This is a genomic window from Pseudonocardia alaniniphila, assembly GCF_022524485.1.
GTDB classification, from domain to species: Bacteria; Actinomycetota; Actinomycetes; order Mycobacteriales; family Pseudonocardiaceae; genus Pseudonocardia; species Pseudonocardia alaniniphila.
The window spans coordinates 1-11,451 of sequence record NZ_JAKXMK010000074.1 but is presented as its reverse complement, the minus strand read 5'-3'; the positions used below and the strand labels follow the sequence as shown (position 1 = coordinate 11,451).

Below are 11,451 nucleotides of genomic sequence, written 5' to 3'. Positions count from 1 at the left end.
AAGGTCAACTTCGCCGCCGACTCACCGATCCGCACCTGGACCAGTTACCCGGTCAAGGCTGCGTGACAAGCCACTAGCTTGCCGCCCACCCGCGCTGGGGCCCCCCTCAACGGCGAACACGAAGGCCTTCCGCATGACGGCGGCTGATCAGCCCGCCGCGCACGGCCCCACGCCGGCCCTCACGTCCAGCGCACCAAGATCGGACCGACCGCCAACGGCAGCCGGCCCGATTACTCATGTCCACCGTCGCCCTCGACCCGGGCAGCGAACGCTCGTCCTTGCTCACCCGCGGTGCCGAGCTGCTTTTGCCCTCGCGACGTGCTGAGTCCATCGGATCTGGGTGATCGTCAGTGACCTGACGTAAGGCAGGTTTGTTTACCGCAAGATGAACGCGAAGGTTAGCCACTTCCAGTCAAGAAGGGGAAAACTGTCGCCGATACCCGCGTCGGATCGCGAGAAGCACGACGAGCCGACTTCTTATTCTCCCCGCCGCCGCTCCGCGCCCCCTTGAGCGCGGGCCGAGGCGCAGGGTAGTTGTCCGCGCGAGGTGATATCGAGTTTGCCGAAGATCTTGCTTAGATGCCATTCGACCGTCTTGGTACTGATGAAGAGTCGGGCGGCGATCTCGACGTTGGTAAACCCGACGCACGCGAACTCTACGACATTCCTCTCTGCCGGGGTGAGCTCACGGACGGTGTGGTTGGAACGCGGCCTGCGGGGCAGCACTCCGGCCGCCGCCAGTTCGCGCGCGGCGCGGCGAGCGAATGCCTTCGCGCCCATCTCGGAGAACAGCTCGTGAGATATACGTAGCGACTTACGTGCGTCAAACGTGCGGTTCTCGCCGCGCAACCATTCGCCGTAGAGCAGGTGCGCGCGGGCGAGCTCGCCGCGAACACGACTGCGGTCGAGCCGAGTGATCGCCTCGCGGAAGAGTCGCTCGGCCGCCTCGCGTTTGCTCAGCAGCGCTCGTGAGCGGGCTTCGATCCCCATTGCCCAGTCGGTCCCGGATGCGCGAGTCGTTTCCGTGAGTTGCTCGACGGCGTGTGTGGCACGCTCGGGTCTTCCGCTGAGGGCGGCTGCCTCGATGAGCTCCACCAGCACCCCCCAGGCCGACAGGCCAAGTGCTGGAGGGCGTATCTCGCCGATGTCATCGGCGGCGGCCAGCGCGTCGTCGTACTGGGTCAGGCTGTTGCACAGCAATGCCTTCGCCCATTGGGCGATGGTCAGCCCGAAGTCCTCGCCACGGGTCGCCGCCTCCGTGATCGTGGCGTCGATCAGCTTGAAGGCGTCGGCCGCCCGTCCCTGCCACGTAGCAACCAACATGGCTGCGAGGGGCATGCGGGGGCTTCCGGTTGCCTCGATGGCCTCGTTGGCCTCCTTGAGTAGCGACGCTGCCGCGGGTAGTTCGCCGAAGAATGTGTGGACGACGATTCGTGATGTCAGGGCAAATGGAAGCACGGCGAGCGCACCGCCCTCCCGGGCGAGATGGATGTGCCGATCGGCGAGTGCTTCCCAGGTCTCATCCTCCCACGTGTGCGCAGCCGTCGTGCTCGCGAGCCAGAGCCAGCGCAGCCCCTCGTCCGGGGTGAGGTCCGGGCCGCGGAATGCGCGGACTGCTCGTCTCATCATCGGTACTCCCACGGCATACCCGTCCGTGAGTCGTGTAGCCAAGGCGTCCAGAAGAAGGTCTGCTGCGCCCTGGGGCGACGAGGCGTGCGGCGCGGCTCGTGCGGCCTCGGCGATCTCCGCCAGGCCGCCGCCATCGGCCAGCCGGCCAGCGAAGGTCGCGGCCGAGAGGGCCTCGAGGTACGTCTCACGGGCCAACTTGACGTCGAGCGGCTCCAGCCGCTTTGCCGCTTTCAACAACAGCTGGGGCGCATCATTGCCGCGGCGCGTGGTGAACGCGATCTGGCCCCGCAGCAAGTCGGCCTTCGCACGTCGGAGCTCGTCCAGTTGGCTGGCCTCCGCCTGGGAGAGCAGCCTGATGGCGGCGTCGGTCGTGCCAGCCTGGTGTTTGGCCTGCGCCGCGGTCAGTATCCGTTCCGCCTTGTGCGTCGGATCGAGCGTGAGCTCAGCCGCCCGCTCGAGGAACGCCGCGGCCGAAGCCGGGCAGCCACGAGCGCGTGCTCGAAGCGCTGAATGCTCGAGCTCATCGGCTACCTCGTCGTCGGGCCCGGGCGTAGCCTGGGCGCGGTGCCAGGCGCGCCTATCGGGATCCGCCGTCGGATCGATCACCTCTGCCAGTAACCGGTGTGCGTGCTGCTGCTGTTTCTTCGATGCCGCCCGGTAGACCACTGAGCGAACGAGTGGATGTGAGAACCGGACCACAGAGCCGATGTCGATCAATCCGATCCGGTCGGCCGGGTCGGCAGCCCGGGCGCCGATGCCGAGGAGTCCAGCTGCCCGCCACAGCAGCACCGGATCACCTACCGGCTCCGCGGCTGCCAGGAGCAACAGTTGCCGCGTGTCCTCCGGAAGCGACGCGATTCGCTGCAGATAGGTGTCTTCGATCCACTCGGGCAGCTCGCCCACTCGCAGCAACCCGCTAAGAAGCTCGTCCGGCGTTGACCCGCGTGCCAACTCCAGGAGGGCGAGTGGATTGCCCCGGCTCTCGGAAACAATACGGTCCAGTACCCGCTCGTCCACCGGACCGCGCAGCACAGATCCAAGCAGCATCCGGGCCTCCGTTTTCGGCAGCCCGCCCACGACTAGTTTCCGCAAGCCAGAAAAATCCAGCTCGTCGGGCTCATGCACGACGATGATCAACGCGACCGACTCGGCCCGCAGCCTGCGGGCCACGAATGTCAGTAGTTGAACCGACGCCGTGTCTAGCCACTGTGCGTCATCGATCACGCATACCAGTGGCTTTTCACGGGCCACCTCTGCCAGCAGACCCAGCACTGCAAGGCCTACAAGGAAGCGGTCTGGCGCTGGTCCACCGCGGAGCCCGAGCGCCGCGTACAGCGCGTCACGCTGCGGGCCGGGCAACTCCTCCGCCCGGTCTAGCATCGGCGTGCACAACTGATGGATCCCTGCGAAAGCCAGATCCAACTCGGACTGGACTCCTATCACGCGCTCCACTCGGCAGCCCGACGCTCGTCCGACGAGGTCCTCCAGCAGCGCCGTCTTGCCCGCGCCGGGCTCACCGTGTACCACAAGCGCTTGACTCTCACCCGCCCGAATGGCCTTGAGTATCCGGACGAGCGCCTCCCGCTCGTCGCGCCGATCCATTAACACGAGATCACCTGACCAATGCCGCTCGACGATGCGCGACTCGGGGACCGACGCAGCGGTACACCTTCGCGACCCTGTCCACGGCTGCCGCTTTACTCGACCGTGCCGGGTCGACCGGCACTCGTGCGCCAGCTAGCAGAACGCACTTCATTGATGATGTGCTTATCCCCGGCCAGCATGCCATGGGAGTCCGGCCTGTATCGACCTACCTCCACACGGGTCGGCCGTGTGGTCGGAGCGCTGATCAATGGGCAATCCACCGGAACGTGACACTCCTACACTTCTAGACACTCTATGGCTCAGACGATCGTTGTCCAGACGAGGACATCCACACGGATGATGCTGCTCGAAATAAAACCCCGATCGCTCCGGTGTAAAACCCTGGTCGCTCCCCACGCCCAGGGTCTCTGCATGTGCTCCCGCGCCCGTTTCCCGTCGGGCTCGAACTGGCCTGCACCCATCACGCCGGCGGTCACGGGATCCATCACACCGGTCCTGTGACCGCGCTGGCCGCCCGCTGTCCGCCCATGGTCGGTGCTGCTCGTCGCAGCGTCCGCGAGATCAGATGTTCGCTGCTCGTGGCCCTGCGCTGGGTGGTCGAGACCGTGAGTGTGATTGCTGGCTCGGCTGGTGGACGCGATGGTGGCCGGGGAAAGCCGGGCGGCCATGCCGTCTGCGGCCCGGACGGAACCCTGTCGGGGGTATTTCCCGCTACAGGCGCGACCGACTGCCCGCTTGGGGCAGGACGTCACCATTGCGATCTCGCATATCGAGGGCGAACTCGCGGCGGCCACCGCACTTAATGCTTTGAAACGAGTCGGGACGACTGTGGCACCGGCTACGTTGAATGCTGGACGACTTCGTCTTCCGGGTTGACCCTGTGGCGGCCGCCAGCTCGTATGGCTGCGGGTGCACCCGGACGAAGCGATTTCCTCCGGTTCAGCGGGTTGACCCACCGCATCCGCTACGATCACCCCCACGTGACTGGCGTCGACGGTTACTCCGAGCTCGTCATAGACGGGGCGCTGCTCCTGCTGGAACTGCCCCGGCGCTTCGCCCGGAACCTGTCGGTCAGGACGTTCTCCTACCTGCTGTGCCCGGCGTTCGCCAGCAGCGTCCTGGTCGCCGACGGCGATGGCGGGGGGACCATTGGTGGCCGGCGTACCTCGGCAGGCGCCGTCAGTAGCGGGCACGGTCCGCTTCGTGCGATCGTCCGCCCTCCCTGAGGCGAACCGCCCGCCGATCAGCTCTGACGGAGGAAGCGCCTGATGGCGTCGGCGACCGCCGCGGGCTCGGTGACATGCGCGAAGTGCTCCTGGCCCGGGAACTCCACGAGCGTGGTGTCTGGCACGTGCTTGGCGAAGAACCCTGTGGCGTCGATCTGATGCTGTGGGCTGTCGGCACCGAGCAGCAGCAAGGTGCGCTGCTGGATGGCCGTAAACCGGTCCAGGTCATCGATCAGCCCGTCGGTGACGCGCAGTTCGCGCACCCAGACCGGAGCGAGAGCGGCCCACTCGGCCCACATCGGGATCTGTCGGAGAGCCGCGACTGCGGTGTCCGGCGCATGAATTATGTCAGACATGAAGATCGACAGTGCCCGATTGTTGTCCCCGCCGGCGATCGCGGCGGCGACGGCCTCCATGAGGCTTCCGGGCAGCGGGCCGGCCACCGGCAGCGGCGGTTCATACAGCACGAGCGCAGAGATGTCGGCGCCCGCTGCGGCGGTGGCCGCCGACACGATCCCGCCGTAGGAGTGCCCGAAGAGCGTCGCCCCGGGTCCGGCGACGGCGAGCACGGCCTTGACGTCGGCGATCTCGGTCGCGAGGTCGTAGTCCTCGGCATTACCGCTCAGGGGCCGCCCCCGGCGATCGACGAGGAACATCGTGTACTCATCGGCAAGGGCCCGAGCAACGGGCAGCCACTGCTCGCCAGTGGCGAGGGCGCCGTGGACGACGACGATCGCCGGACCGGTACCGAGCCGCCGCCAGCCAATGGTGGTGCCGTCGGCGGACGTGGTGTGCCCGGTCTCGATAGGTGCGGATGCATCGGGAGCCATGGGCGCGAAGCTACGTGGTCGGTCGGTGCGGGGCGTGGCTGCGTAGGCGAGGTCACCCACGAGCTGCTCACAACGCGACCGCTGCGACCCCTACAAATCCGTACAACCTCGCCATTAGCAGCGGCGGGCCAGGTTGTGCCACGTACTCCGTTGCTTTGCTGGACGCTTATTACTCGCTGGTCATGAAGGAACGCCCCGAAGAGGTGCTCGGCGGCGCCAAAGGAGCTCTCGACGACCGCACCGGCACTGAGCGGCCTGACGCCTGAGTGTCGGTCACCGCGGTGGGTCGGGTCGCGGCTTGGATGCGTCGGTAGAACCGGCGGGCGAGGGCGCATTTGAGGGAGCGACGGATATCGCGGTGGGTCTTGCCGCGGGCGGTCGCGGCGGCGTGGTATGCGCGGGTCTCGGAGTGGCAGCGAACGCGGGTGATGGCCACGGTATGCAGCGCCCGGTTGAGATCGCCGTCGCCGCCGCGGTTGAGCCGGTGCCGGATGCGTTGTCCGCTCCTGGCCTCGAGCGGGGACGTTCCGGTCAGCGCTGCGAAGGCGGCTCGTTGCCGACCCGGCCGCGATGAGACCACGACACCAGCAGCTGAGCGGCGACGACGGGGCCGACTCCGGGCTCGGCGAGCAGTGTCGGCCCGGCGGGATGCTCGGCGACCAGCTCCATCAGCTCGGGGTCGAGCTCGGCAGTCTGGCGCTGCAGGAAGCGGACCCTGGCCGCGATCGAGCGCAGCGTCGAGATCGTCACTCGATGCTGAACCTCGGCGCCCGGGGCGTCTGAAGCGCTTCGATGCGGGCGAGCTGGCGGACGAGGGAGAGCCCTCGCAGTTGAGCGCGCAGGTGCTCGGGCGCGACAACGATCAGGCTCTTCAGCTCGTTGATCGCCTTGGTGCGGCTGACCAGCACCCCGGCGCGAGTGGCCAGCACCATCCGTATCGCCTCGCGCTGTCCCCTGGCCCGCGGCAGAGCTTGCAGGTCACGCGCGAGAGCTTCACGGGCGGCGCGGACGGCATCGATGTGATCGTTTTTCGCGGCGCGGGAGCGCTTGACTGCACCGATCTCGACCACGGTTTCTCCGGCTTCGGCCAAGAACCGAGCCAACCCGGCGGCGAAGCTGCCGGTGCCCTCGATTGCCCACACCCGCTGTCCAGGAGCGTGCTGCCGGGCCCAGTCCAAGATTCGCTCGTAGCCGGGCCCGTCCGCGGTGTCCGCCAGGTGGGCTCGGACCCCGCCGGTGGCGGTGTCGAGTACGGCGAGATCGATGGTGTCGCGGTCGGGGTCGCCGCCAATGACATAGCGGTACTGCTCTGCCAGCATGGCCACGCGGTTGTCCTCTCAGCTAAGGGGGCGAACGCATCGGCGCCGGCCTAGACGGAGGTCACTGGTCGCGGCAGCACTGTGAGGGGTCACGCCGCAGGCGGACAAGCTCCTGATCAAGCCAAGACAAGTGAGCCAGACTGGTGCCGGCAACCCGAAGGGCAGGTCAAACGCAAGGCACGCCGAACGGGCGGCCAGTATTCTTGAGAGTCACTCCGAGCTGCCGACGCCAGCCTGGTCGATCAACCCAGCCGCGCCACCCACGACACTCACAGTGTTCTCGTTGGAGCCGCGCTGCCAGGGGCTAGCGGGGTCGCAGAAGTAGACGGCCATGTCGGTGGCCGTTGCGAACTGCTGGTGGCGGGCCATCTCGCAGCCCTGGTCCCAGGTCAGGGAGCCGCGCAGGTGCTCGGGCAGGGTCGAGATGGTGGCGATCAGGGTGTCGCGGACCTGCTCGGCGTCGTGTCCGGTCGGTAGGTGCAGCAGCATGGTGTACATCAGCAGGAACCCGAATGGTCCCCAGCCGACCTGCGGCGAACGCCAACGCCTGCATGGATGCGCAGTCGAGCCATTGTGCGTCGTCCGCCACACAGACCAACGGTTCCCCGGCAACCTCGGCCAACAGGCCCAGCACGGCCAGCCCGATCAGGAAACGATCCGGCGCTTCCTGTGATCATCCCGAATGCAGTGCGCAACGCCGTGCATCGAGGACCCGGCAGCAGCTCGGCGCGGTCCAGCATCGGCGCGCACATCTGGTGCAGCCCGGCGAAGGGCAGCTCCATCTCCGACTGGACACCCGCAGCACGCACTACCCGACACTGCGACGCCCGCCCCACCAGATAGTCCAGCAGCGCCATCTTCCCCACACACGGCTCACCGCGCACCACCAGCGCACGGCTCTCACCCGCCCGCTTGACGGTGTGCCCTCACGATGGCCGTTTCGGCACGAGGAACGCGATGGCCGCGCTCACTTGGCAGCACGCTCCGACCACGGTACCCCTCCGGCAAACGTCATGACCGGGCTGCGCTGCACAGTGCCACTCCCCGGGGTCGCCATCGCGCTGCCCGTGAGCTTCACGGATTCGACGCGCCCATGCACACCACCAGCATGGTCTAGGCGCAGAGCCGCCATGGGGCGAGACAGGTCACCGCAGACGAAGGGACGGGAAATGACCGAGACCAACAGGCCGCTAGTCGATGCGCCCCCGACGGCTGGCCCTCGGTCGCGCCTGATGCCCCTGGGCGTCGACCGCAGGCCCGATCAGTCTCGACGTCGCTCCTCTGCCCTACAGGCGCCTTGCCGCCGAAGACGGCGGGCGGTGCCGGTTTCCAACGCCCGGTCACGGCTACCGGATCGAGGAGGCCGAGTTCAGGACGGTGCTGGCGACAGAAGCCACTCGCCGTGGGACAGCGGCGGCATGGGGTGCTCCGTGCGCTCCCCGCGGCTTCGGTGCGGTGTGATCATCGCACGAGATCGATGTCCGCCGATGACACCGCCCCTGCCCAGGAGGCGACGCCCGATACGCCAGAACCGAAGCGGTCCACATCACATGGCGACGACAGACGAGAAGGAGCACCGTGCCGATCACTAGAGGGTTTGCACGGCGAGACGCCGCTGCACGTGACCCGCGCCTGCCGCCCGGTCAGTACGACGCCGGCGACTGGTGGCCTGTCCTCCATGCGGAGGCCACTCCGTCCCTCTGCACTGACAAGTGGACCTTCACCGTCGACGGTCTGGTGACGGCCCCCACCACGTGGAGTTGGGAGGAGATCCGTGCATTTCCCGGATCTCGCTACGAGGGCGCCATCCACTGCGTCACCGCATGGTCGAAGTTCGGGATGAGATTCGACGGTGTCTCCGTCGACACCTTGCTGGACGCAGCAGGTCCGCTCGACGACGCGGCCTTCGTACTCGCCCGTTCACACACCGGCTACACCACCAACCTTCCGATCGGGGACGTCACCGACGGCAAGGCCTGGGTGGTCTGGGATGTCAATGGGGCACCGCTGGAAGGAATCCATGGAGGACCGGCCCGGCTGCTCGTGCCCCACCTTTATTTCTGGAAGAGCGCGAAATGGGTGTCAGGCCTGACATTGCTCGCCGAGGACCAGCCCGGCTTCTGGGAGCGCAGCGGCTACCACGACCGGGGAGACCCATGGCTCGAGCAGCGGTACCAAGGAGATTGAGACGACAGCCACGAGACTTGCGAGTGTGGACATCGCTCCGGGCTCTTGGAGAACGTCTCCGTCGGCCCAGCGATGAGCCGCAGGAGCGGGCTTGATATTCGGCGGCAGGCTGCCCCGCAATGCCTGCGGGAATGTCATGTTCGGCGTCTCCCCCGGCGTGGCAACCGGCCGGAGCACGCTGGCGGCAACACGAATACGACGAACGATCCCGAGAGAGACGGACATGTCGAACGAAGAATCCACCGTGACGCAGGTCATGCGCGCAGACGCGACGCAAGGCGTCCACCTCTACATGCAGACGAACGAGGCCAGGAACGCCATCGTTGATGGTGCGCGGTCGGCGGGCGGCCGGATCACCGAGGTGGAGCGCGTGCTCACGGGCGGCTCCGGGTCGGGTCCGTACAAGCCGATTAGTGACCATGCGAGCGCGCCGAACGCGTTTGAGGGAGCGGGCAGCGTCATCCTCAGTGCGGATCGGCGGTTCCTCCTCACCACGAACGGCGGCGACAACTCGGTCCCCAGCTTCACTGTGGGCGCCGACGGCAAGCTCAAGACGGCGCGGTTTCTGCTGAGCGAGCCCGATGCCACCGGCGACACCCGGCGTGAACCTCAGGGACCAACGGCCACCCACAAGGAAACGAGCGGCACTCGCCGGGAACGCCTTCCGGAGCGGATTCTCGTGACGAGTCCCAGCACCTGGAGGCGGCGATGACAAGCGATCGCGAGCTGACAAAGGCCGTCGAGGACGCCCTGTACGCGCCGTCGGTGCGTAACACTCAGCCCTGGAAGTGGCGAATCCGACCCGACGAGATAGAACTGCATGCCGACGAGGACCGCTACCTGGACATCACCGACCCCGACCGTCGCGATCTCATCCTGAGCTGCGGGACGGCCCTGCACCACCTGCAGGCCGCGCTCGCCGCCCGCGGCCGCGGCGTACGCGTCCGGCGCCTCCCCGATCCCGAGAATCGCAATCACCTCGCCACCGTCACCGTGGAATTGGATGGTGCGCAGCCCGACTTGATCGCAGCCTCGCTTTATCCCGCTATTGCAGGCCGACACACCGATCGGCGCCGGATGAGCCATCGGCCAGTCCCCCGGGAGCTCCTGCAATCACTGCAGGAACACGCTCGGCGGGCCGGGGCCGAACTCGTGCTGACCGATCCTGGCGTTCGGGAGAAGCTCATGATGGCGCTGAGCGAGGCGACCGAGCTGCAGTACCACGAGCCGGGCTACGCGGCCGAGTTGCGCATTTGGACCCACCGCCTGCCCGGAAGCCATGACGGCGTCCCCGCGACCAGCGTCCCTCCGCGACCGATCGGCACCACGAAGGCAACGGGATTGAGCCACTTCGGGCGACCCGAGCTCGCTCAACCCCCACTCCCGCCCGGACGATCGCCAGACGACGACGCCGCCGACTTCCTGGTTCTCGCGACTCCGGGCGACGACGTTCTGGACCAACTCAAGGCAGGCGAAGCTGCAAGCGCAGTGCTGCTGGGAGCCACCCGCACAGGGCTGGCCACCACTCCCCTGAGCCAGGCACTCGAGATCACCGCCAGCCGACATCACCTGCAAACAGACGTGCTGGGCATCCCCGAACACCCCCAGCTGGTGATCCGCGTCGGGTGGCCCGCAGCTGGCAGCGCGGACCTGCCCATGACACCGCGGCGCCCTCTCCGATCGGTCGTCCTCCCTGACTGAACGTGCGAGGAGGCTCAGACCCCTCTGACTTTAATGCCAGCTGGATTGTTGGGGACTGTCTGACGATCGGTGTAACTGGTCCGACACGCCGAGCGCAGCTCGGGGGAAGGACCAGCGATGACGGAGACGATCGAGCCTGTGGCGGATCGGATTGATCAGCAGCAGCTCGCCCAGCAACTCGTGGATGCTGCCCGGGCTGATGGGGATTGAGCTCATCGGCCCGGACGGGCTGCTCACGGGCCTGACCAAGACGGTGCTTGAGACCGCCCTGGAGGCGGAGATGAGGCGTTTCCGCGCAGTTTCGACTTCGAGCGCATCTTCCGCGTGCTCACAGACCCGGCTGGACCGCCCCGAAAATCCGCACCCCACAAGCGGCCGACCGCTGGACCTGGCTGATGATCGCCGCGCACACCCAACTGCGCCTCGCCCGTCCGCTGGCTGAGGACCTTCGCCCGACATGGGAGAACCCGCGCCGCCGGGACGGCCGAACCCCGCGAGGGTCCGCCGCAGAGTCCGGAATCTCCGCGCAACGACCACCCTGCCGGCCAGCGCGCCCAAATCCACCAGGCCCGGCCCGGGACGCCCACCCGACTTCCGCAACTGCACTCCGACACCCCACTACGACGTCGGAAAGACCGCCAACGGGACCTCACCATCTCTGCCGGGCAACAGCGCGTAGCTTGAAAACCTGCGAGTGTCGTTGCGTGCTCTCGATGGAGGACCACCAGGCTAGGTGCCGGTGCCCCCGACGTGACTCGTTAGAGACCTGATCGCTTCGGCGTGCCTTGCGCTTGAGCTGTCCGTCGGGTTGCCAGCACCCGCCTGGCCCACCAGCTGCTGACGACGGCTGAAAACTGACCCCTGGCGGCGGGGGTGAGGGAGTGTCCGACGACTGGTGTAACTGGTCGTGATGGTTAGCTGCCGTTGGTGGGGATGATGCGTCCGGCGAAGGTG

8 protein-coding genes and 3 pseudogenes are annotated in these 11,451 nt (G+C 67.2%); 5 read left to right on the top strand and 6 right to left on the bottom strand.

The window, feature by feature from the left end:
- Positions 1-477: 477 nt before the first annotated feature.
- Positions 478-3,231: a helix-turn-helix transcriptional regulator gene (locus MMF94_RS42820; RefSeq protein WP_241043238.1), complete on the bottom strand. Its 2,754-nt coding sequence runs from the start codon at positions 3,229-3,231 to the stop codon at positions 478-480.
- A gap of 983 nt (positions 3,232-4,214) precedes the next feature.
- On the opposite strand from MMF94_RS42820, the gene MMF94_RS42815 reads away from it, so the two are divergent.
- A complete protein-coding gene (locus MMF94_RS42815; RefSeq protein WP_241043237.1) occupies positions 4,215-4,460 on the top strand; it encodes a hypothetical protein in 246 nt (81 codons plus the stop codon).
- 17 nt (positions 4,461-4,477) lie between these two features.
- Here MMF94_RS42815 and MMF94_RS42810 read toward each other — a convergent pair whose 3' ends face one another.
- The 5 genes and pseudogenes from MMF94_RS42810 to MMF94_RS42795 all read right to left on the bottom strand — a co-directional run.
- Entirely contained in the window at positions 4,478-5,290 is an 813-nt protein-coding gene (locus tag MMF94_RS42810; RefSeq protein WP_241043236.1) for an alpha/beta fold hydrolase, read from the bottom strand.
- A 448-nt stretch (positions 5,291-5,738) separates the two neighbouring features.
- A pseudogene (locus MMF94_RS44005) lies at positions 5,739-5,870 on the bottom strand (transposase); the annotation flags it as partial.
- Positions 5,822-6,040, bottom strand: a complete 219-nt coding sequence (locus MMF94_RS42805) for a hypothetical protein (RefSeq protein WP_241043235.1) — start codon at positions 6,038-6,040, stop codon at positions 5,822-5,824. The pseudogene MMF94_RS44005 and the gene MMF94_RS42805, both read right to left, overlap by 49 nt.
- Positions 6,037-6,609, bottom strand: a complete 573-nt coding sequence (locus MMF94_RS42800) for an IS110 family transposase (protein ID WP_241043239.1) — start codon at positions 6,607-6,609, stop codon at positions 6,037-6,039. Before MMF94_RS42800 ends, MMF94_RS42805 begins: the two co-directional genes overlap by 4 nt.
- 273 nt (positions 6,610-6,882) lie before the next feature.
- Positions 6,883-7,104 (bottom strand): annotated as a pseudogene (locus tag MMF94_RS42795) (IS30 family transposase); the annotation flags it as partial.
- Positions 7,105-8,187: 1,083 nt separating this feature from the next.
- Between MMF94_RS42795 and MMF94_RS42785 the strand changes: the two are divergent.
- The 4 genes and pseudogenes from MMF94_RS42785 to MMF94_RS43655 form a co-directional block, all read left to right on the top strand.
- A complete protein-coding gene (locus MMF94_RS42785) occupies positions 8,188-8,796 on the top strand; it encodes a molybdopterin-dependent oxidoreductase (RefSeq protein WP_241043234.1) in 609 nt (202 codons plus the stop codon).
- Between the two features lie 223 nt (positions 8,797-9,019).
- Positions 9,020-9,508 carry a hypothetical protein gene (locus MMF94_RS42780; RefSeq protein ID WP_241043233.1) on the top strand — a complete coding sequence of 163 codons (489 nt, stop codon included), beginning with the start codon at positions 9,020-9,022 and terminating at the stop codon, positions 9,506-9,508.
- On the top strand, positions 9,505-10,497 hold the full coding sequence (locus MMF94_RS42775) for an Acg family FMN-binding oxidoreductase (protein WP_241043232.1): 993 nt from the start codon (positions 9,505-9,507) through the stop codon (positions 10,495-10,497). Before MMF94_RS42780 ends, MMF94_RS42775 begins: the two co-directional genes overlap by 4 nt.
- 117 nt (positions 10,498-10,614) lie before the next feature.
- Positions 10,615-10,780: pseudogene (locus MMF94_RS43655) on the top strand (IS256 family transposase); the annotation flags it as partial.
- Positions 10,781-11,451 lie beyond the last annotated feature (671 nt).